This window comes from Pseudomonas sp. SDO5522_S412, from assembly GCF_054071215.1.
Genome location: NZ_JBSVWQ010000040.1, coordinates 1 through 21763, shown reverse-complemented (window position 1 = coordinate 21763; position 21763 = coordinate 1). Strand labels below are relative to the sequence as shown.

The window sequence follows — 21763 nt, the reverse complement described above, 5'->3', positions numbered from 1 at the left end:
CCCGCTAGAATCCGCGACTGCCTTGAGGAGACGCCCATGCTGCCTTTATTACTCGCTTCCAGCTCGGTTTATCGCCGGGAATTGTTGAACCGCCTGCACCTGCCGTTCATCTGCAGTTCGCCGGATATCGACGAAAGCCACCGCCCGGACGAGTCTGCCGTGGAACTGGTGAAGCGCCTCGCCGAAGAAAAGGCTCGCGCCCTCGCCGGCAGTCATCCAGGGCATCTGATTATCGGCTCGGACCAGGTCGCCGCGCTCGACGGCCAGATCATCGGCAAGCCCCACACCTTCGAGAAAGCCCGTGAGCAACTGCTGGCGGCCAGCGGCAAGCGCGTCAGCTTCCTGACCGGCCTGGCTGTACTGAACAGCGCCACCGGCCATTGCCAGGTCGACTGCATCCCCTTCACCGTACACATGCGCACGCTGGACGCCGCACGCATCGAACGCTACCTGCGCATCGAGCAGCCCTACGACTGCGCTGGCAGCTTCAAGGCCGAAGGCCTGGGGGTGAGCCTGTTTCAAAGCACCGAAGGTCCAGACGCCACCAGCCTGGTCGGACTGCCGCTGATCCGACTGGTGGACATGCTACTGGCCGAAGGCGTACAGATTCCCTGAGAACATCACAAACAAATGTGGGAGCTGGCTTGCCTGCGATGCAGACACCCCGGTACATCAGTCGCACCGAGGTGATGCTATCGCAGGCAAGCCAGCTCCCACATTTCGAGCCATGTCGCGCTCAAGCTCTCAGCGCAGGGTCGGACCCTGGAAGCCCATGTATAGCGCCAGCTTCTCAGCCACGCTGGCACCCAGCTTCTTGGAGAAACGGTCAAACGGCGATTCCTGAACAGTGAAGTCCACCAGTTCTTTCTCGCCAATCACGTCCCGCGCCACCGAACTGGCACTGCCCAGGCCATCGATCAAGCCCAATGGCAGCGCTTGCTCGCCAGACCAGACCAGACCGGAAAACAGCTCCGGATGTTCCTTATCCTTGAGCCGGTCACCGCGCCCCTGCTTCACACTGGCGATGAACTGCCGATGAGTGGTATCCAGCACACCCTGCCAGAACTGGGTTTCATCCGCCTTTTGCGGCTGGAACGGGTCCAGGAACGACTTATGCTCACCTGACGTGTAGGTACGACGCTCAACCCCGAGCTTCTCCATGGTGCCGACAAAGCCATAACCGGCCGCCGTCACACCAATCGAACCCACCAGACTGGCCTTGTCGGCATAGATCTGGTCGGCAGCACTGGCGATGTAGTAGGCACCCGAGGCACCCAGGTCGGAAATCACTGCATACAGCTTGATGTCCGGGTGCAAGGCGCGCAGGCGACGAATCTCGTCGTACACGTAACCCGACTGCACCGGACTGCCGCCCGGGCTGTTGATGCGCAGGATCACAGCCTTGACCTTGGAGTCCTCGAAGGCCGCCCGCAGGCTGCTGACGATGTTGTCTGCACTGGCAGACTCCTTGTCGGCAATCACTCCGCGCACTTCGATCAACGCCGTGTAATTACCGCTTCGGGTGGCGCTCTTTTCCATGTCCATCAGCGGACTGAACAGCACCAGCATGCCCAACAGATAAATAAAGGTCAGAAGCTTGAAAAAGATCCCCCAACGCCGGGAGCGACGCTGCTCCTGGACACTGGCCAGCAGGGTCTTCTCCAGCAACTTCCAGCTTCTGTCATCGCCATTGTTATCGGCATTGGCCTTCTCAGGCGCTTTCCACTCATCGGTCATGCCATCTACCCCAGCAAAGACTTAATGGGCCCGGCTGAGCCAGGCCTGCAATTCAGAAAAACGGTCAATTGTCAGGCGCGGCTCGTAGGCCTGCAACGCCTGGGCAGATTGGGCGCCGTAGCTGACCGCCACGGAGTCCATGCCAGCATTACGCGCCATCATCAGGTCGAACGACGCATCACCCACCATCAACGCCTGCCGAGGCGACACGCCACATTGAGCGAGGATCTGCTCGAGCATCAGAGGGTGGGGCTTGCTGGCGGTTTCATCCGCCGCACGGGTGGCGTCGAAATAATCTTCCCAGCCATGGGCCTTGAGCACCCGGTCCAGGCCGCGACGGGCCTTGCCGGTCGCGACCGCAAGGTGATAATCGTCGGCGCGAAATGCTTCCATGGCCTGCGCCACGCCTTCAAACAGCGGCGAAGGCTGGGCGTCGAGCGCCATGTAGTGATCGGCGTAGTGCTGACGAAACGCTATCAGCTCGTCATCACCAATCTCCGGGTACAGAGTGCGGATCGCTTCCGGCAGGCCCAGGCCAATAATGCCCTTGACCGCCAGGTCGTCGCACAATGCATAACCGGAACGGGTCGACGCCGCGTGCATCGACTCGACAATCCGACCAATGGAATTACACAGCGTGCCATCCCAGTCAAAGATCAACAGCTTGTAGTCAGGGTGCGACACTCAGGCGCTCCACGGTCTTGGCCCACATTTCATCGACAGGCGCTTGCAGCTTCAATTCGCCACCATCGGGCAGCGGCACGGTCAGCATGTAGGCGTGCAGGAACAGGCGTTTGCCACCCAGGTCGCGGATTTCCTTGGAGAAATCTTCATCGCCGTATTTGGTATCGCCGGCAATGCAGTGCCCCGCATGCAGGGTGTGCACACGAATCTGGTGGGTACGGCCAGTGACCGGCTTGGCCTCGACCATGGTGGCAAAGTCACCAAAGCGGCGCAGCACCTTGAACAGGGTCAGCGCCTCCTTGCCCTCCTCGTCCACCTCGACCATGCGCTCGCCGGAACGCAGGTTGCTCTTCTGCAACGGCGCGCGCACGCTCTTGATCGAGGTGGCCCAGTTGCCACGCACCAGCGCCATGTAGCGCTTGTCCACGCCATCACCGCGCAGGGCGGCATGCAGGTGGCGCAACATGCTGCGTTTCTTGGCGATCATCAACAGGCCGGAGGTGTCACGGTCCAGACGGTGGACCAGCTCCAGCTCCTTGGCATCCGGGCGCAACTGACGAAAGGCTTCGATCACCCCGTAGTTGAGGCCGCTGCCACCGTGGACCGCGATGCCACACGGCTTGTTGATCACGATCAGTGCCTTGTCTTCGAAGACAATCGACGCTTCAAGGCGCTGCAACAGGCCCTGGGCCAGTGGGACCGGTTCGTCACGCTCAGGCACCCGCACCGGCGGCACGCGGACGATATCGCCCGCCTGCAGCTTGTACTCGGGCTTGATCCGGCCTTTGTTCACGCGCACTTCGCCTTTACGCAAAATGCGGTAAATCAAGGTCTTGGGCACGCCTTTGAGCCTGGCAAGAAGAAAGTTGTCGATGCGTTGGCCGGCATATTCCGGCGAGACCTCGAGCAGCTGGACGCTGGGGGTCTGGGGGGCGGTAGTCGTCATGGCGGCGATGATAACAATTTTTTATGGAATTGAAGCACTTAATCATTGCTGCTATAGTCGCGAACGCCGCCAAAAGCGGCCTGGACAGAGGACTAGCGGCAAACTGCCGGCCCTGACCATCGCAATTCATCAGGACGCGAGGCCGTCCTACGGGGCTTTCGCCACCCTGGAAGGCTCGAGATTGTAACAAGCGCAGGTGACATGAGGCCTGAAGCGAGTGCAAAAAGCAGAGTGATTACTCGCCTTTTGCGCCGATATTTACGGCCAGTTCACAAAGTGCAGTCAGTCTGGAGCCAGACCACGGCGAATGCTTCGGAAACAACGCCTGTTACGAGCTGAGTGAGAGCACAATCGCCCACACCCGGTCTTGTTTAGCCATGAGCGTGGACTCCCCATTGGAGAACACGGTAAATGCCAACCCGCTGCGGATTCTGCGCGCGGCAGCACCCGAATTATCAGGGATACGTGTAGGGTGGAGATGCACAACCGTCGGACTGTGTAGCACTAGGCTTATATTTAGACGCTTCATCTCGTCCACAGTCGCCGGTTGATTCCTCCTCCTGACTGAGTGCTTAAGTCACCACAGCAAGCAGGAAGCGTACGTCGCGATACCGCCCATTTTGGCGGGTATTGCTGGACACTGGAGTGGCCAACCACTCTTGACGCACCTGACACCGACCGTGAGAAGTCGTGTGTGCCGAACGCCGTTTCCGGCAGCCCGGAAACCGACGGTACAACATGAAAAGAATGCTGATTAACGCAACTCAACCCGAAGAGTTGCGTGTTGCACTGGTAGACGGCCAACGCCTCTACGACCTGGACATCGAGTCCGGTGCACGCGAGCAAAAGAAGGCCAACATCTATAAAGGCCGGATTACTCGCATCGAACCAAGCCTTGAGGCTGCCTTTGTCGATTTCGGCTCCGAGCGCCATGGTTTCCTGCCCCTCAAAGAAATCTCCCGCGAATACTTCAAGAAATCCCCTGAAGGCCGCGTGAACATCAAGGACGTCCTGAGCGAAGGCCAGGAAGTCATCGTTCAGGTAGAAAAAGAAGAACGTGGCAACAAGGGCGCCGCCCTGACCACCTTCATCAGCCTGGCTGGCCGTTATCTGGTCCTGATGCCGAACAACCCGCGTGCCGGCGGTATCTCCCGTCGCATCGAAGGCGAAGAGCGCAACGAACTGCGTGAAGCGCTGAACGGCTTGATCGCTCCGGCCGACATGGGCCTGATCGTGCGCACTGCCGGCCTGGGCCGCAGCAGCGAAGAAATGCAGTGGGACCTCGACTACCTGCTGCAGCTGTGGACCGCTATCAAGGAAGCGTCCCTGGATCGTTCCGCGCCATTCCTGATCTACCAGGAAAGCAACGTGATCATCCGCGCCATCCGCGATTACCTGCGCCAGGACATCGGCGAAGTGCTGATCGACAGCGTCGAAGCCCAGGACGAAGCCCTGACCTTCATCCGCCAGGTGATGCCGCAGTACGCCAGCAAGATCAAGCTGTACGAAGACAGCGTTCCGCTGTTCAACCGTTTCCAGATCGAAAGCCAGATCGAAACCGCTTTCCAGCGCGTCGTCGAACTGCCTTCCGGCGGCTCCATCGTGATCGACCCGACCGAAGCCCTGGTGTCCATCGACATCAACTCGGCGCGTGCCACCAAGGGTAGCGACATCGAAGAAACCGCCCTGCAGACCAACCTGGAAGCGGCTGAAGAAATCGCCCGCCAGCTGCGCCTGCGTGACATCGGCGGCCTGATCGTGATCGACTTCATCGACATGACCCCGGCCAAGAACCAGCGCGCCGTGGAAGAGAAAGTCCGCGAATGCCTGGAAGCTGACCGTGCCCGTGTACAGGTCGGCCGCATCTCGCGCTTCGGCCTGCTGGAAATGTCCCGTCAGCGCCTGCGTCCATCCCTGGGTGAAAGCAGCGGCATCGTCTGCCCGCGTTGCAACGGCACCGGCATCATCCGTGACGTTGAATCGCTGTCGCTGGCGATCCTGCGCCTGATCGAAGAAGAAGCCCTGAAAGACCGCACTGCCGAAGTGCGCGCCCAGGTGCCGATCCCGGTCGCTGCGTTCCTGCTCAACGAAAAACGCAACTCGATCACCAAGATCGAACTGCGCACCCGTGCCCGCATCGTCATCCTGCCGAACGATCACCTCGAGACGCCGCACTTCGAAGTGCAGCGCCTGCGTGATGACAGCCCGGAAGCCCACGTCAACCAGTCCAGCTACGAAATCGCTGCTGCCGCTGCCGAAGTGGAAGAAGTCCAGCCAGCCGCGGCGACCCGCACCCTGGTTCGCCAGGAAGCCGCCGTTAAGACCGCGCCAGCCCGTGCCAACGCACCGGTTCCGGTCGAGGCTGCCGCGCCGGTTGCCGCACCAGCTGCCCTGCCTGAGCCAAGCCTGTTCAAGGGCCTGGTGAAGTCGCTGGTCAGCCTGTTCGCCACCAAGGAAGAGCCGGTGGCTCCAGTTGTGGTCGAGAAGCCTGTGACTGAACGCCCTGCACGCAATGAAGAGCGTCGCAACGGTCGCCAGCAGAGCCGCAATCGCAACGGTCGCCGTGACGAAGAGCGCAAGCCTCGTGAAGAACGTGCACCCCGCGAAGAACGCGCCCCACGTGAAGAGCGCCAACCGCGCGAAGCCCGTGAAGAAACACCAACCGTAGCCCGTGAAGAGCGTGCACCACGCGAAGAACGTGCACCGCGTGCTCCACGCGCTCCACGTGAAGACCGCAAGCCACGTGGCGAGCGTGAAGAACGCGTGCGTGAACTGCGCGAGCCGTTGGATGCCGCTCCAGCCGTAGCCGCTGCTGCCACCGCTGCCACTGCTGAAGAGCGTCCAGCTCGTCAGCCGCGTGAAGAACGTGCGCCACGCCCTCCTCGTGAAGAGCGTCAACCACGTGCCGAGCAAGCGGCTCCAGCCGGTGAAGAAGAAGAGCTGCTGTCCAACGAAGACCAGCAACAGGAAGACGGCCAGGACAACGCCGAAGGCGATCGTCCACGCCGCCGCTCCCGTGGCCAGCGTCGTCGCAGCAACCGTCGTGAGCGTCAACGTGATGCCAACGGCAACGAAATCGAAGGCTCGGAAGAGACCGGCGAAGCCAACGCAGCAGCTACCGGCGAACCGACTGGCGCCGAACTGGCTGCCGGCCTGGCCGTTACCGCGGCTGTCGCCAGCTCGGTCATCAGCGCACCTGCTGAAGCCCAGGCCAACGAGCAAGCTGAAGCAGCCACCGCTGCCATCCAGGAAAACACTGTTGTAGAGACGCCAGCCGTCGAAGCGCCAGTGGTTGAAGCAACGACCCCGGTCGAAGCCCCGGTTGTTCCGGAAGTGGAAGTAGCGCCGGCTCGTCACGTTCGTGAAGTTCGTGAAGTTCGCGAGTCTAAGCCTGAAGCTGAAGTGGTTGCCGAGCCTGCCGCTGTTGTTGAACAACAGCCCGTGGTTGAAGCCGCCGTTGAAGCACCGGTTGCCGAGCCAACCCCTGAAGTGCGTAAAGTTCGCGAAGAACAGACCGCCTTCCAGTGGGCTGCCGAACCTGCCCCGGTGGTTGAAGCGGTCGAAGCTCCAGCGCCTGCGCCAGTGGTCGAAGAAGCTCCAGCGCCAGTCGCTGAAGTGGTGGTCGCTGCTGAACCTGTTGCCGTTGTTGCCGAGCCTGCGCCAGTGGTTGAAGCGCCAGTGGTTGCCGAAGTGGCAGCCCCGGTGGTTGAAGCCGCTCCGGCCAGCGCCCTGACCGAAAATGGCCGTGCGCCGAACGACCCACGCGAAGTGCGTCGTCGTCGCAAGGAAGCTGAAGCGGCCGCCGCTGCTGCCAAAGCCGCTGCCGAAGCTGCTCCAGCCGTCGCTGAAGTTGCCCACGCAACCCCTGCTCCGGTCACCGAAGCCGTGGTTGAGCACACTGCCCCTGCCATCGACGAGAACGTACGTTCCGTTGAAGAAGTGGTAGAGCACCACCCTAAGGCCCAGGAAGAAGAGCACGAGCCTAAACCCCTCGTCTGATTCCATCGGCCACTAAAAAGCCCCGCCTGAGTGATCAGGCGGGGCTTTTTTATGCCCATTACATCAGTTAGCGGTAGTCCAACAACCCTGGCACATCGACGTCCCACAACACACCGGGATCATCGACTACGACTTCCTGCACCGAAGCCTTGGCAAATAACGGTTTTGCCCCGCGGTCTCCGGTCAGCGCGATCAAGGCCGGGCCGAATGAACGGCCAAACCCCACGGGGTGCCCGTACTGACCTGCATGCACCGGGGCGCTGATACCGTCGTCCTCCAGGCCTGCCATCACTTGCTCGATACTTGCAGGCAGGATAAACGGCATATCCCCCAACACCACCAGCCAACCAGCCGACGGCCCACTGGCCGCCACCGCTGCTGCGATGCTGTCACCCATGCCCGGCGAGCGCAAAAGCAATACTTCGCAACCGTGCACCTTAGCCAACCGAATCACTTCGGTGCGATCCGGTGACGTCACCAGCCAACGTCTCGTAGCCACAGGCGGCAAATTCACCAATACCTGCTCGATCACCGGCCGCGTGATGCCATCCCGGCCCACGCAGGGCGCCAGCAACTTGTCCTGATCGGCACCCGCCTCGGCCCGAAAACGACTGCCCTGCCCCGCCGCCAGGATGATTACGGCGATGCCCGTCAACTGACCGCTGCCTGCAACGGCTTTTTCTGCAGCAGATCGATCCCGTTCTTGATGGCGACGATTTCCGCCATCAACGACAAGGCGATTTCCGCCGGCGTATGGCTGCCGATATGCAGGCCAATCGGCCCATGCAGCCGCGCAATGGCGTCCGCACTGAGTCCCAGTGCCGCGAGGTTTTCCCGGCGCTTCTGGCTGTTGACCCGCGAACCCAGCGCGCCTATGTAGAACGCCCGGGAATTGAGGGCCGTCAGCAACGCCATGTCATCCAGGCGCGGGTCATGGGTGAGCGCGACAATGGCAGTGCGTTCATCGGTCTGGATATTCAACACCGCTTCATCCGGCATACCCGGCACAAAGCGCCCGTGCTGCTCCTCCCAGCCATAAACAAACTCCTGGCGCGGGTCGCAGATCAGCACTTCGAAATCCAGCAACCGAGCCATTTCCGCCACATAACGTGACAGCTGGCCCGCGCCGATCAGCAGCAGGCGCCAGCGAGGACCGTAGATCGCGCGCAAACGCTCGCCGTTGAAGCTGACCACATCGGTCTTGCTCGCACCGCTCAACACCACCTCGCCGGTGGCCAGGTCCAACTCACGGGCGACAATCTCGTGGGCCTCACAGCGCGCCAGCAGTTCAGCTACCCAACCCGGATCACTCACCCGCTCTTCGGTGAGACGCAGGGTGCCGCCACACGGCAGGCCAAAACGCGCCGCTTCGTCCCGGGTGACACCGTAGGTGACAAGCTGCACCGGCGGCCCGTCGTCAGGCAGCCGACCGTCCTGCAACCGGGCGATCAAGTCGTCCTCGATACAGCCGCCGGACACCGAGCCAATCACCACCCCGTCGCCGCGCAAGGCCAGCATCGCCCCCGGCGGACGCGGGGCGCTGCCCCAGGTCTGGACCACGCTGTACAGCACCACTCGCTGCCCGGCGAGGCGCCATTCCAGCACGCTGCGTAATACATTCAGATCAACACTGTCCATCAGGCTTTCGCCTCCCGCCAACCTTGCAACTGATTTTGATAAACAGCATCTATGGGTTGATCAAAAATATCGGTAGTCAGCCAAGTTAACTCACCGGCAATAAAAAAGCCCTGCAATGCAGGGCTTGGTGCGTCAAAAAACAAGCTTAGTTCAATAGCGATTCGGCTCCATTTCCAGCACCACCTTGAAGCGCTTTTCGATGTCCTGCTGGATACGCAGCGCGAGCCCGGCAATGTCCTGGCCGCTGGCCGCGCCGTAGTTCACCAATACCAGTGCCTGCAAGCGATGCACGCCGGCATCGCCATCGCGAAAGCCTTTCCAGCCGGCCTTGTCGATCAGCCAGCCGGCGGCCAGTTTCATCTGCCCGTCGGCCTGGGGGTAAGCCACCAGGTCCGGGTATTGACGCTGCAACTCGGCAGCCAGTGCCTGGGACACCAGCGGGTTCTTGAAGAAACTCCCCGCATTGCCGAGCACCGCCGGGTCGGGCAGTTTCTCGCTACGAATGCTGCAAATCGCGCGGCTGACATCGCTGGGCGTGGCCTGCGCGATGCCTTGCTCGGTCAGGCGCTGTCGCACCGGCCCGTATTCAAGTTTCAGATGCACGGCGCGGCTCAGGGCAAAACGCACCCGCAGGATCAGCCAGCGCCCCACTTCGTGCTTGAACAGGCTGTCGCGGTAGGCAAAGTTGCACTCGGCCAGGCTGAAATCCCGCAGTTCGCCGGTCTGGCGATCAAGGGCGGTCAGGCCGCTGAATACATCCTTGATCTCTACACCGTAGGCGCCGATGTTCTGCATCGGTGCGGCGCCGACCGTTCCGGGAATCAGGCTGAGGTTTTCCAGGCCGGAAAAGCCCTGGGCCAGGGTCCACAGCACAAACGGATGCCAGGCTTCGCCCGCTTCGGCCTCAACCACGACCTGCACGCCATCGTCGTGCAACACCCGGATGCCCTGGCTGGCCATGCGCAGCACCAGTGCGTCAATATCCTGGGTCAACAGCAAGTTGCTGCCACCGCCAATCACCAGCAACGGCAGTTGTTGCTCGGCGGCACAGGCCAGGGCCTCACGCACGTCGGCGTCATTGTGGGCCTCGGCAAACAGCCGGGCACGCACGTCGATACCAAAGCTGTTGAACGGCTTGAGCGAAACCTGTGCCCGTACCTGCAAAGTCATAACCGGCCCTTCAATTCAATCACCAACAGGTCACAGGCGCGCTCGATCAGGTCGAGGACAGTTTCAAAGCCCTGGTCACCTTCGTAGTACGGGTCCGGCACTTCATCCACCACCGAGTCGTAGCGGCGCAGGAACAGGTCCAGGTCCGCCTTGCCCTGAGCCGGCTGCATGGCCTTGAGGTTGCGCAGGTTGCTCTGGTCCATGGCGAGGATCAGGTCGTAGCGGGAAAAGTCGGCACGCGACACCTGTTGTGCACGCTGGGCCGACAGGTCGTAGCCGCGTTGCAGCGCGGCACGCTGGCTGCGCTTGTCCGGTGGGTTGCCGACGTGCCAATCACCGGTACCGGCAGAGGCCACTTCAACCTGATCGGCCAGGCCGGCTTCGCGCAATTTGTGGCGCAGAACGCCTTCGGCCGTGGGCGAACGGCAGATGTTGCCCAGGCAGACGAACAGAACCTGCATCAGGCCCCCAGAAGGCGACGGACGCGCTCGAGGTCTTCAGGGGTGTCGACGCCCGCCGGCGGCGCTTCCAGGGCATCGCCCACATGAATGCGCACGCCGTGCCACAGGGCACGCAGTTGTTCCAGGGATTCGGTATTTTCCAGCCAGCACGGGCCCCAGCTCACGAAGTCGTGGAGGAAACCGGCGCGGTAGGCGTAGATGCCGATGTGGCGACGGTAAGGCACGCCAGCCGGCAGCACGTCAGGCTGTTTGGCGAACGCATCCCGCGCCCACGGCAAGGTGGAGCGGCTGAAGGTCAGCGCCAGGCCATTGATGTCGCTGACCACTTTCACCACGTTGGGGTTGAACAGGGTCTCGATGTCTTCAATCGGCTCGGCCAGGGTCGCCATGCGCGCTTCGCCATGGGCTGCCAGGTTGGCCGCCACCTGATCGATCACGCTGGGCGGAATCAACGGCTCGTCACCTTGCACATTGACCACGATGGCGTCCGCCGCCAGGCCCAGCTTTGTGGCCACTTCGGCCAGGCGGTCGGTACCGGAGTTGTGGTCTTCACGGGTCAGCACCGCTTCGGCACCAAAGCCTTTGCAGGCCTCGATGATGCGCGGATCGTCGGTGGCCACCACTACCCTTTCGGCGCTGCTTTTGCAGGCCTGTTCCCACACCAGCTGGATCATCGGCTTGTTGCCGATCAGTTGCAGCGGCTTGCCGGGCAGGCGGGTGGAGGCGTAGCGGGACGGGATGACAACGGTGAAGGCGGTGGTCATTTATCCAGGCGCTCGTCGGTGGTCAGGGTGCGGGCTTCGCTTTCGAGCATTACCGGAATGCCATCACGAATCGGGTACGCCAGGCCGGCGCCCTTGCTGATCAGCTCGGTTTTGTCGGCGCTGAGCTTGAGCGGCCCCTTGCAGATCGGGCAAGCGAGGATATCGAGCAGTTTGGTGTCCATGAGTATGTCCTGGAGAGCAGCGTTTTAAGGCAAAAGGCGAGCGGGCAGCAAGCGCATCAACTGCGTGTCGAACCAGGCGATAAACGCCGGTGACGGTGCCGCGTCCACCGCAAGGTACCACCAGTCGGGCCTGGCAAAGGCGCGGCACTTCACCGCGTCCTTTTCAGTCATGACCAACGGCAGTGCCGGTGTGAAATTCAAGACCTCGGCGCTGTACGGCGCGTGGTCGGCAAAAGCATGGGGTATTGGGCGCCAGTGTAGCGTTTCAAGGGTATTGAAGAAACGTTGCGGGTTGCCGATGCCGGCCACCGCATGTACCTGCTGCCCCACCGGGAAGTGTTCGACGGGTTTACGCTCGCCGGTATGCAGGTTGACCAGCGCGGCAGGCAACAGACGGAAGGCAAAGCCGTCGTCACGGTCAGAACCTGCGCCGTTGTAAAGCAGCGCATCGACGCTCTGCAAACGCTCGACCGGCTCACGCAACGGCCCCGCCGGCAGGCAGCGACGGTTACCCAGCCCGCGGGCGGCGTCAATCAACACCAGTTCCAGGTCACGGGCCAGGCGGTAATGTTGCAGGCCGTCGTCGGAAAGGATCAGGTCGAGGGTTTCGCTGGCCAACAGCGCCTTCACGGCGCGGCTGCGGTCGGGGTCGATCATCAGCGGCACGCCGCTGCGCTGCACGATCAGCAAGGGTTCGTCCCCCGCCACCGCTGCGGTTTGATCGGCCTCTACGCGCCATGGAAACTGTGGCGGCTTGGCGCCATAACCGCGGCTGACCACACCGACGCGCAAACCACTGCGCTGGCAATGGTCGATCAGCCAGAGAATCATGGGCGTCTTGCCGGTGCCACCCACCGTGATATTGCCTACCACCACGACCGGCACCGGCGACTGATAGATCTCGCCCTCGCCCGCCAGGAACCGTGCGCGCTTGCGCTGCACCACCCGGCGATAGAGGGATTCCAGCGGCTGCAACAACGCGAGCGCCGGATGGCCTTCGTACCAGGCCTTGAGCAAACGATCAGTCATGGCCATCAGGGTTGGCTCGCCGCCTCGACGGTGGTCATGCGCAAATGGCTGAAGCCGAGCTTGCCGGCAGCGTCCATCGCCGTGATCACGGCCTGGTGCTTGGTGTTGCCATCGGCGCTGATGGACAGTGGCAAGTTAGTGTCGCCACCGGACTCCTTCTGCAGTGCTTCCATCAGGCTGGCCAGGTCGTTTTTCTCCAGCAACTGGTTATTCACCGAGAACACGCCATCGGCGCTGATGGCGATGTCCAGTTGCTTGGCCTGCTGGTCTTCCGCCGGCGAACCGCTGACGGCTTCCGGCAGGTCGACGCGCAGCTGGGTTTCCCGGGTAAAGGTGGTGGTGACGACAAAAAACAGCAGCAGGATAAACACCACGTCGATCAACGACGCCAGGTTGATATCGACGTTTTCCCGTTGCTTGCGACGAAATTTCACGCGTTGCCCTCAACCAGGTCCACGTCACGGTCGCCCTGTACCACTTCCACCAGCTTGATGGCTTCCTGCTCCATGCCCACCACCAGTTCGTCGATGCGCCGTTGCAGGAAACGGTGGAAGAACACCGAAGGAATACCGACCATCAGGCCCGCCGCCGTGGTGATCAATGCCTTGGAAATACCACCGGCCAGCACTGCGGCGTTGGTGGTCATGCCCGACCCCATGAATGAGCTGAAAATATCGATCATGCCCAGTACCGTACCGAGCAGGCCGAGCAACGGTGCCATGGCGGCGATGGTGCCCAGGGCATTGATGTAGCGCTCCAGCTCATGGATGACCCGGGCGGCGGCCTCTTCGATGCACTCCTTCATGATCTCGCGACCGTGCTTGGAGTTGGCGAGGCCGGCGGCGAGGATTTCACCCAGGGGCGAGTTGGCGCGCAGTTCCTTGAGCTTTGTCTTGTCGAGCTGCTTGTTCTTGATCCAGCCCCAGACCTGGCCCAGCAGGTGGTCAGGCGTTACACGGCTGGCACGCAGGGTCCATAGGCGTTCGGCGATGATGCCGAGTGCGGCGATGGAACTCAAAATGATCGGCAACATCATCCAGCCGCCGGATTTGACCAATTCCCACACAGTGAATGTCCCCTCGAAAAAGTGCGCCACTTTACCATAAGGGTCCGGTGGAAGGGCTGGCCTGCCCCAGAGCATCCTGACGCAGGGGCCGGTCTTTGGTAACGCTGTTTTGCGACGGGTGCTCGCGCCAGAAACGCCGCTGGCTGCGCGCGGCCAGCGGCGGCTGAAAGGTGCCCAGTTGCAGGCGGAGTGCGCCTTGCTCGGCACTGTCATAAATCGCGCTGCCCATGGCCTGGTAACGCTCCAGCACCTGTGGATGCGGGTGGCCAAATCCATTGCTGCGCCCCCGGGAAATCAACACGGCCTTGGGTGCCAGGCGCTGTAGAAAGGCCCATGACGACGAGCTGCGGCTGCCGTGGTGCGGCGCTTGCAGCCAATCGACAGGAGCGCCCATGGGAGTGGCCAGCAATGCCCGCTCGGCGTCATGGTCAATATCCCCGGTCAGCAACAAGCGCTCGCCATTGGCCAGCACCCGCAACACGCAGGACATCTGGTTACCGTCCGTCGCATCAGGCCATTGCCATAGCTCGAACCTCACGCCGTCCCACTCCCACTGCTCGCCGCTGACACACGCCTGGGTACCGAGCGAGGCCGGCAGCCGTGCCGTCTCACCGCCCACCACACGCTTGACCGGCAACCCTTGGGCGACGGCCAACGCGCCGCCGGCATGATCGGCATCGGCATGACTGAGCAGCATCACGTCCAGCTCTGCGACCCCCAGCTTGCGCAACGCAGGCAATACGACACGCGCGCCAAGATCGAACTCACCGGAGCGCGGCCCGGCGTCATACAGCAACGCGTGGTTGCGGGTACGCAGGATGATCGCCAACCCTTGGCCGACATCCAGCTGCACCACCTCGACCAGCCCATGAGGTATCGACTCCCGCGGCGGAAACACCGCCAGCAGCAACATCGGCCAGCCCAGCAGCCGAAACGGGACGCCCTTGGGCAGCAATAACAGCACCGCCCCCAGCAGGCTCACCAGCCAATAGCCAATGGGCACTTGCGCCGGTATCCAGGCCGGCAAGTACTGCGCCAGCAGCGCCAGTGCCTTGAACAGCCCGTCCAGCGTGCCGCCCGCCAGCCATAACAACCCCTCTCCTATATAAGGCAGCGGCAATAACACCGTACCCAGCAAGGCCAGGGGCAGCACCACCAGGCTGATCCACGGCACCGCAACCAGGTTGGCCAGCGGCCCGCTCAGGCTGATAGGCAGGCCGAGCACCAGCAGCAGCGGAAACAGGCCGATGGCAATCATCCATTGGGCGCGGGTCCAGGCTTGCCACAAGGGCCAGGGGCCCAATCGGCCACTGAACGCCAAAATCAGCACCGCAACAGCCGCAAAAGACAGCCAGAACCCCGGCTGCAGGCTGGCCAACGGTTCGAGGATCAGCACCGCGTCCAGCGCCAGCAACAGCGGCCACCAGATTCCCAGGTGACGAAACCGCAGACGCCACAGCAATACCAGGCCCACCATCACACAGGCCCGTTGCACCGGCACCTCGAAACCGGCCAGCAGGCCGTAGCCCAGCGCTGCAGCAAACGCCAGGCCGCAGGCCCAGGGCAGCCACGGCAAAAGTTTCGGCCAACCCCCGTAGCGCGCAAGACCGGCGACCAGGCCATAGATCAACCCCGCCAGCAGGCCGATGTGCTGCCCGGATATCACCAGTAAATGCACGGTGCCAGTGGCTTGCAGGACCCGCCAATCCTCGGCGGCCAACCCGGAACCATCGCCGAGCACCAGCGCCGCCAGGCCCGCCTCTCGCCCCTGGGCATCCACTGCCAGCAGCCGCTGGCGAATCCCGTCGCGCCAGGCATGTCGTGCCGGTGCCAGCAGTTGGCCGTCCTTGACCGAGCCGGTGGCGCCAATCCGCTGGGCCAGCAGCCAGGCTTCATAGTCAAAGCCATCTGCATTGAGCAATCCGGAAGGACGCTTGAGAGTCACCGCCAGTCGCCAGCGCTCACCGCTCTTAACCGGTGGGCCGCCGCGCCAGGACACGCGAATGCGCTTGGGAAGCAGGTCCTTGCGTGACCGGCTGTCGGTCAGTTCGAAGCGCACACCGTCGCCCATCTGCTGCGGTAACCCGCTGACACGCCCTTCCACCCAGCGGGTCTGGCCATCCAGATGCGGGGCCAACCGGTCATCCAGCGCCCACTGCGCGCTGAGGCATACCCAGCCCAGGCCAAACAGGAAAAACCCCAGCGGATAGGTACGAAAAGGCAACAGCATCAGGGCCAGCACCGGCATCAGCAACAGCCAGCCGCCGGACGGCAACGCGGGTAAAAAACGCAAGGCGAGCAGCCCCAGCGCGAGTGCGAACATCCCTGTTCTCATGGATCTTTCCTTGAAAGCGACCCATTGAGTCTTAGCCGGGCTAGCGGTGTGGCCTATTATTATTTGTCACAAAGTCTGAATTTCACGTTCGTGGAATGCGGGCATACTTGCCCCTCGAACTGACCTGGACCCCTTATGCCACGGCGCTTATTCAAACGGTACATGCCCGATCCGACCAGCATTCGGGAACACAAGTCCTTACGCTTTCTCGGCAAGTTGCTGCATGACCCGAATCTCTGGCACCTCAATCGGCACTCGGTCGCGCGGGCCATGGCCGTTGGCCTGTTCGCGGCATTCATCCCCATTCCCTTGCAGATGCTGCTGGCAGCGGTCCTCGCCATCAGCGTGCGCGGCAACATGCCGATTGCCGTGAGCCTGGTCTGGCTGACCAACCCGATTACCATGCCGCCGGTGTTTTTCTGCACCTACATGACCGGGGCGTGGCTGATGAATGTGCCACCCCGCAGCATGCCCGACGAGCTGACCTGGGAATGGATCAGCGGGCAGTTGTCGACGCTGTGGCAACCGTTCCTCCTGGGCTCGGTAGTACTGGGGCTGGTGATGGCGGTGCTGGGTTATTGCCTGACCATGGGCTATTGGCGCTGGTGGGTGGCCCGACAGTGGAAAAAACGCAAACAGCGCAGGTTGTAACCGTTAGCGCGCCAGCAAGCGCATGTGCACACGCAAACCCTGGCCGGTATTTTCCGCCCACAGGCTGCCGTCCTGACGCTGCACGGCGTTGCGCGCAATGCTCAAGCCCAGGCCAAAGCCGCCGTCGCCGGGCCTTGAACCGTCCAGCCGGGTGAATGGCGCAAAGATTCGCTCCAACTCCACCTCATCGATCCCGCCGCCCTGGTCTTCCAGCCACAAGTGCCAGTGATCCCCCTCACGCTGCCCGCCCAATTGCACCGTTCCGTCTTGCGCAGAGTGCCGGATGGCATTGCGCAGGATGTTCTCCAATGCCTGGGCCAGCAGGTTCAGATGACCGCGCACCCAGCAGTCGGCCCCCAGCTCGCACTGCAAGCGTGAAGCCGGCCAGCCACTTTCAAAACAGGCGTTTTCCCGGAGCATGTCCCACAGCGCCTGCACCTGGATGTCTTCCTTGGGCAACGGCGCGCGTTCGGTGTCGAGCCAGGCCAGTTGCAGGGTGTCGTCCACCAGGCGCTGCATGCCGTCGATTTCCCTCCCCAGGCGCTCGCGCAGCTGGGTCAGGTCCTGCTCGCTGTCACTGGCCACACGCAGGCGGCTCAACGGTGTGCGCAACTCATGGGACAAATCCCGCAGCAGTTGCTGTTGCAGGGCCACGGTGCCTTGCAGGCGTTCAGACATCTGGTCAAACGCGCGGCCCAATTCCCCCAGTTCATCCTGGCGGCTGGTGGTGTCGCGGGAAAGCCGGGTGCCCAGTTGATCGGCACGCCAGGCGTTGGCCTGCTCTCGCAGGTGGTTGAGAGGCATGATCAACAGCCGGTAGAGGCCGATGCACAGCAGCAGGGTGAACAGGCCGGGAATCACGCCATTGGTGACGATCCGCCAGAACAGCTGGTTTTGCCCGGGCATGAAACGCCGCGGCAACTCGATCACCAGGGAGCCCGCACCCGGGTCGAGCGGGAACGGGATTTTCAACCACGGCAGGCCCTTGGCATGCCGGCTGACGGGCCAGTCCAGGCCGCGCAGGAAGGTCAGGCGCTGGCTCTCCTTGTCCGTCAGTGGGTAGCTGCTCAGGGATTGCAGGTCGTTGCCGATGACCCCCACCCAGGTGCGCTCGCGCTGGCCCAGGGTGTGCAACCATTCGTCCACACCGGCGTTGCCGCCCTTGTTCCAGGCCAGTTCCGCGCCAGCGGCATAACCGCTCAGGGTGGCGCGGGCCTCGCTGGACAGAAAGGCATTCTGCTCTTCCATATACCGGCCCCATGACCAACTGAGCCAGATCATCAGCAAGCAGAACGCGATCAGCAGACAGGCCAGTTTCCAGAATAACGAATGCTTGCCCGGCAGCCGTTTGAACGCGGCTTTAAAGCCCGTCATCGTGACCGCTCAACACATAGCCCTTGCCCCACACCGTGCGCACTTCCCGCTCGCTGTAGCCGACAGCCTTGAGCTTGCGACGAATCTGGCTGATGTGCATGTCCAGGCTGCGGTCATGGGGCGCATAGCCGCGCTGGAACACATGCTGGTAGAGGAAGGCTTTGCTGAGGACTTCTTCGGCGTTGCGGTGCAGGGTTTCCAACAGGCGATATTCGCTGCGGGTCAGGCCGGCCCACTGCTCCCGGTGAAACACATCACACAGCTCGTCATCGAAACGCAGGCTGCGGGCATCGCCGCGCACCGCCGCCAGGGCCGGCAACGGCCGCCGGTCCAGGGCGACCCGGCGCAGGATCGCTTCGATGCGCACCCGCAACTCGGCCATGCTGAACGGCTTGGGCAGGTAATCGTCGGCCCCCAGGCGAAAACCGCTGATGCGATCGGCTTCGGCCCCCAGGGCCGACATCAGGATCACCGGCATCGAATGGCTCTGGCGCAAATGCGTGAGCACCGACAACCCGTCCATGCCCGGCAGCAGGATGTCCATCAACACCACGTCGAAGCGCTGATCGCGGGCCATTTGCAAGCCCTGCTGGCCATTCTGGCACCAGGTCACCTGGAAGCCACAGAGGCCCAATTGCTCATGGACATAGGCGCCAAGCACAGGATCGTCTTCAATCGCCAGGATACTGGGTAAGCCAAGTGCTGCGGGATTCATTAGCGTCTGCAAGTCATTCTCAATGACTGATTATTCAAGATTGCCCCCCCATGAGCAACCGCCGCCGGGCGTCCGGCGGCCCAAGGTTTGCCTCAGGTCATTAATTTTGCAAGATTCCCCGCCGCGCAAATGGCTACACTGCGCAGGTGGCGCGGGCCGGATGCCTGCGTGGAATTCGACAACAGTGTGGTAGCAGGAGAGTGGCGTGCTTAAAAGAATGGGGATAAAAGGCCGCGTACTGTTGCTGACCTTATTGCCTACCAGCCTGATGGCGTTGCTGCTGGGCGGGTATTTCACCTGGATGCAGCTTTCGGAGTTGCAGTCGCAGTTGCTGCAACGCGGCGAGATGATCGCCGAGCAACTGGCGCCGCTGGTGGCCCCGGCCCTCGGCACCAGGAACACCGACCTGCTGGAACGCATCGCCACCCAGTCTCTGGAACAAACCGATGTGCGCGCCGTGTCGTTCCTCGGGCCCGACCGCACGCCCCTGGCCCACGCCGGGCCGACCATGCTCAACCAGCCGCCCATCGGCAACAGTTCGCACCTGCTGCAGCGCACCGGCAATGACGCCACCCGTTATCTGCTGCCGGTGTTCGGCCGCCATCGCAACCTCGCCGGTGAACTGATCCCGGATGAATCCGACCGCCTGCTCGGCTGGGTCGAGCTGGAACTGTCCCACAACGGCATGTTGCTGCGTGGCTACCGCAGCCTGTTCGCGAGCCTGCTGCTGATCGCCATCGGCCTGATCTGCACGGCGGCCCTCGCCTTGCGCATCAGCCGTACGATCAACTCACCGATCGGCCTGATCAAACAGGCCGTCGCACAGCTCAAGGACGGCAATCTCGAAACCCGGTTGCCACCCCTGGGCAGCCAGGAGCTGGATCACCTGGCCTCGGGCATCAACCGCATGGCCGAGACCCTGCAAAACGCCCAGGAAGAATTGCAACACAGCATCGACCAGGCCACCGAAGACGTGCGGCAAAACCTCGAAACCATCGAGATCCAGAACATCGAGTTGGACCTGGCCCGCAAGGAAGCCCTGGAAGCCAGCCGCATCAAGTCGGAGTTTCTGGCCAACATGAGCCATGAAATCCGCACGCCGTTGAACGGCATCCTTGGTTTCACCCATTTGTTGCAGAAAAGCGAACTGTCACCGCGCCAACTGGATTACCTGGGCACCATCGAAAAATCCGCCGACAACCTGCTGGGCATCATCAACGAAATCCTCGACTTCTCGAAAATCGAGGCCGGCAAGCTGGTGCTCGACAGCATCCCGTTCAACCTGCGGGACTTGCTGCAAGACACCCTGACCATCCTCGCCCCGGCCGCCCACGCCAAACAGCTGGAGCTGGTGAGCCTGGTCTACCGCGACACGCCGCTCGCCTTGGTGGGTGACCCGCTGCGGCTCAAGCAGATCCTCACGAACCTGGTGAGCAACGCGATCAAGTTCACCCGCGAAGGCACCATCGTTGCCCGCGCCATGATTGAAGACGAACAGGAAGACAGCGTACAACTGCGCATCAGCGTGCAGGACACCGGCATCGGCCTGTCAAACCAGGATGTGCGGGCGCTGTTCCAGGCGTTCAGCCAGGCGGACAATTCGCTGTCACGCCAACCCGGCGGGACCGGCCTTGGCCTGGTGATTTCCAAGCGCCTGATCGAACAGATGGGCGGTGAGATCGGCGTCGACAGCACGCCGGGAGAAGGCTCGGAATTCTGGATCAGCCTGAACCTGCCGAAAACCCGTGACGATATCGAAGACCTGCCCTCCGCGCCGCTGCTGGGCCGGCGCGTGGCGGTGCTGGAAAACCACGAGCTGGCGCGCCAGGCCCTGCAACATCAGCTGGAAGACTGCGGCCTGGAAGTCACCCCGTTCAACAGCCTGGAAAGCCTGACCAACGGCATCACCAGCGCCCACCAGACCGAACAGGCGATTGACCTGGCCGTGCTGGGCATCACCGCCAACGACATTCCGCCGGAGCGTTTGAACCAGCACCTGTGGGACCTCGAACACCTGGGCTGCAAGGTACTGGTGTTGTGCCCGACCACCGAACAGCTGCTGTTCAACCCCTCGGTACCCAACCCCAACAGCCAGTTGCAGGCCAAGCCCGCGTGCACCCGCAAACTGCGTCGCGCCCTGGCCGACCTGATCAGCCCGCGCCCGCTGCGCAGCGAACCCGGCGAGCCCCTGTCCAGCCGCGCGCCGCGGGTGCTGTGTGTCGACGACAACCCGGCCAACCTGCTGCTGGTGCAAACCCTGCTGGAAGACATGGGCGCCAAGGTCCAGGCGGTGGAAAGCGGTTACTCGGCCATCGAGGCAGTGAAGCAGGAAGCCTTCGACCTGGTGCTGATGGACGTGCAGATGCCGGGGATGGACGGTCGCCAGAGCACCGAGGCAATCCGCACGTGGGAAAGCGAACGCCATGGCACACCGCTGCCCATCGTCGCGCTGACGGCCCATGCGATGGCCAACGAAAAACGCGCCCTGCTGCAAAGCGGCATGGATGATTACCTGACCAAACCCATCAGCGAACGGCAACTGGCCCAGGTGGTGTTGAAATGGACCGGGCTGGCCCTGCGCAACCAGGGCCCGGACCGTGGCACCGAAAGTTTCGGGCATGCCACGCAATTGCCGGTGCTGGACCATGAAGAAGGTTTGCGCCTGGCGGCCGGCAAGGCGGATCTGGCGGCAGACATGCTCGCGATGCTGCTGGCCTCGCTGGAAGCGGACCGTGAAGCGATTCGCGTCGCCCGTGACGCCAATGACCGCAACGCCCTGATCGAACGGGTGCACCGCCTGCACGGCGCCACCCGGTATTGCGGCGTGCCGCAACTGCGTGCGGCCTGCCAACGGGCCGAGACTCTGCTCAAGCAGGACGACGCCAAGGCCATGCCGGCCCTGGATGAACTGGATATGGCGATTGCCCGGCTGGCCAGCGAGGCGCGGGTCAGCGCGTAAACTTTCGGGGCAATGTGGCGAAGGAGCTTGCTGGGGTGAGGAGCTTGCTGTGG

General features: G+C 62.5%; 20 protein-coding genes. 4 read left to right on the top strand and 16 right to left on the bottom strand.

Annotated features, from left to right (window positions below; translation table 11 throughout):
• Nucleotides 1-36 precede the first annotated feature (36 nt).
• Nucleotides 37-615 (top strand): Maf family protein, encoded by a 579-nt coding sequence (locus ACW9I6_RS11810; RefSeq protein ID WP_457339324.1) that lies wholly within the window; start codon nucleotides 37-39, stop codon nucleotides 613-615.
• A 129-nt stretch (nucleotides 616-744) separates the two neighbouring features.
• Here the strand turns inward: ACW9I6_RS11810 and ACW9I6_RS11805 are convergent, their stop codons facing one another.
• Genes ACW9I6_RS11805 through rluC form a run of 3 tightly spaced genes read right to left on the bottom strand, consistent with a single transcriptional unit; the run spans nucleotide 745 to nucleotide 3367 of the window.
• Entirely contained in the window at nucleotides 745-1737 is a 993-nt protein-coding gene (locus ACW9I6_RS11805; RefSeq protein WP_008434971.1) for a S49 family peptidase, read from the bottom strand.
• A 21-nt stretch (nucleotides 1738-1758) separates the two neighbouring features.
• Entirely contained in the window at nucleotides 1759-2421 is a 663-nt protein-coding gene (locus ACW9I6_RS11800) for an HAD-IA family hydrolase (RefSeq protein WP_457339323.1), read from the bottom strand.
• Nucleotides 2408-3367 (bottom strand): 23S rRNA pseudouridine(955/2504/2580) synthase RluC, encoded by a 960-nt coding sequence (gene rluC, locus ACW9I6_RS11795; protein WP_004371325.1) that lies wholly within the window; start codon nucleotides 3365-3367, stop codon nucleotides 2408-2410. The genes ACW9I6_RS11800 and rluC overlap by 14 nt, the downstream gene beginning before the upstream one ends.
• 738 nt (nucleotides 3368-4105) lie before the next feature.
• Between rluC and rne the strand changes: the two genes are divergently transcribed.
• The gene (gene rne / locus ACW9I6_RS11790) at nucleotides 4106-7366 is read left to right on the top strand and encodes a ribonuclease E (protein WP_457339322.1); all 3261 of its coding nucleotides are present in this window, start codon (nucleotides 4106-4108) and stop codon (nucleotides 7364-7366) included.
• 67 nt (nucleotides 7367-7433) lie between these two features.
• Here the strand turns inward: rne and ACW9I6_RS11785 are convergent, their stop codons facing one another.
• From ACW9I6_RS11785 to ACW9I6_RS11735, 11 genes are read right to left on the bottom strand one after another with little or no spacing between them, the layout of a single operon-like run.
• A complete protein-coding gene (locus ACW9I6_RS11785) occupies nucleotides 7434-8021 on the bottom strand; it encodes a nucleotidyltransferase family protein (protein ID WP_177116823.1) in 588 nt (195 codons plus the stop codon).
• Nucleotides 8018-9004, bottom strand: a complete 987-nt coding sequence (locus tag ACW9I6_RS11780; RefSeq protein ID WP_008434978.1) for an XdhC family protein — start codon at nucleotides 9002-9004, stop codon at nucleotides 8018-8020. The genes ACW9I6_RS11785 and ACW9I6_RS11780 overlap by 4 nt, the downstream gene beginning before the upstream one ends.
• Nucleotides 9004-9147 (bottom strand): hypothetical protein, encoded by a 144-nt coding sequence (locus tag ACW9I6_RS11775; RefSeq protein ID WP_177041366.1) that lies wholly within the window; start codon nucleotides 9145-9147, stop codon nucleotides 9004-9006. The genes ACW9I6_RS11780 and ACW9I6_RS11775 overlap by 1 nt, the downstream gene beginning before the upstream one ends.
• Before the next feature lie 7 nt (nucleotides 9148-9154).
• A complete protein-coding gene (gene murB / locus ACW9I6_RS11770) occupies nucleotides 9155-10174 on the bottom strand; it encodes a UDP-N-acetylmuramate dehydrogenase (protein WP_004371335.1) in 1020 nt (339 codons plus the stop codon).
• On the bottom strand, nucleotides 10171-10635 hold the full coding sequence (locus ACW9I6_RS11765; protein ID WP_004371338.1) for a low molecular weight protein-tyrosine-phosphatase: 465 nt from the start codon (nucleotides 10633-10635) through the stop codon (nucleotides 10171-10173). The genes murB and ACW9I6_RS11765 overlap by 4 nt, the downstream gene beginning before the upstream one ends.
• On the bottom strand, nucleotides 10635-11399 hold the full coding sequence (gene kdsB / locus ACW9I6_RS11760; RefSeq protein WP_008434982.1) for a 3-deoxy-manno-octulosonate cytidylyltransferase: 765 nt from the start codon (nucleotides 11397-11399) through the stop codon (nucleotides 10635-10637). Before kdsB ends, ACW9I6_RS11765 begins: the two co-directional genes overlap by 1 nt.
• The gene (locus ACW9I6_RS11755; protein ID WP_003174668.1) at nucleotides 11396-11581 is read right to left on the bottom strand and encodes a Trm112 family protein; all 186 of its coding nucleotides are present in this window, start codon (nucleotides 11579-11581) and stop codon (nucleotides 11396-11398) included. The genes kdsB and ACW9I6_RS11755 overlap by 4 nt, the downstream gene beginning before the upstream one ends.
• 24 nt (nucleotides 11582-11605) lie before the next feature.
• Nucleotides 11606-12616: a tetraacyldisaccharide 4'-kinase gene (gene lpxK / locus ACW9I6_RS11750; RefSeq protein ID WP_177008421.1), complete on the bottom strand. Its 1011-nt coding sequence runs from the start codon at nucleotides 12614-12616 to the stop codon at nucleotides 11606-11608.
• Complete coding sequence (locus tag ACW9I6_RS11745; protein WP_004371361.1) at nucleotides 12616-13044, bottom strand: ExbD/TolR family protein; 429 nt, start codon at nucleotides 13042-13044, stop codon at nucleotides 12616-12618. Before ACW9I6_RS11745 ends, lpxK begins: the two co-directional genes overlap by 1 nt.
• Nucleotides 13041-13676, bottom strand: coding sequence for a MotA/TolQ/ExbB proton channel family protein (locus ACW9I6_RS11740; protein WP_004371363.1), 636 nt, complete (start codon nucleotides 13674-13676; stop codon nucleotides 13041-13043). The genes ACW9I6_RS11745 and ACW9I6_RS11740 overlap by 4 nt, the downstream gene beginning before the upstream one ends.
• 31 nt (nucleotides 13677-13707) lie before the next feature.
• Nucleotides 13708-15999, bottom strand: coding sequence for a DNA internalization-related competence protein ComEC/Rec2 (locus ACW9I6_RS11735; protein WP_457339329.1), 2292 nt, complete (start codon nucleotides 15997-15999; stop codon nucleotides 13708-13710).
• Between the two features lie 147 nt (nucleotides 16000-16146).
• Here ACW9I6_RS11735 and ACW9I6_RS11730 point away from each other — a divergent pair, with 147 nt between their 5' ends.
• The gene (locus tag ACW9I6_RS11730) at nucleotides 16147-16662 is read left to right on the top strand and encodes a DUF2062 domain-containing protein (RefSeq protein ID WP_004371367.1); all 516 of its coding nucleotides are present in this window, start codon (nucleotides 16147-16149) and stop codon (nucleotides 16660-16662) included.
• Nucleotides 16663-16665: 3 nt separating this feature from the next.
• Here ACW9I6_RS11730 and ACW9I6_RS11725 read toward each other — a convergent pair whose 3' ends face one another.
• The gene (locus ACW9I6_RS11725; RefSeq protein ID WP_008434990.1) at nucleotides 16666-18036 is read right to left on the bottom strand and encodes a sensor histidine kinase; all 1371 of its coding nucleotides are present in this window, start codon (nucleotides 18034-18036) and stop codon (nucleotides 16666-16668) included.
• Complete coding sequence (locus ACW9I6_RS11720) at nucleotides 18023-18751, bottom strand: response regulator transcription factor (RefSeq protein WP_004371371.1); 729 nt, start codon at nucleotides 18749-18751, stop codon at nucleotides 18023-18025. The genes ACW9I6_RS11725 and ACW9I6_RS11720 overlap by 14 nt, the downstream gene beginning before the upstream one ends.
• Nucleotides 18752-18956: 205 nt before the next feature.
• Between ACW9I6_RS11720 and ACW9I6_RS11715 the strand changes: the two genes are divergently transcribed.
• Nucleotides 18957-21710, top strand: coding sequence for a response regulator (locus tag ACW9I6_RS11715; protein WP_008434994.1), 2754 nt, complete (start codon nucleotides 18957-18959; stop codon nucleotides 21708-21710).
• Nucleotides 21711-21763 lie beyond the last annotated feature (53 nt).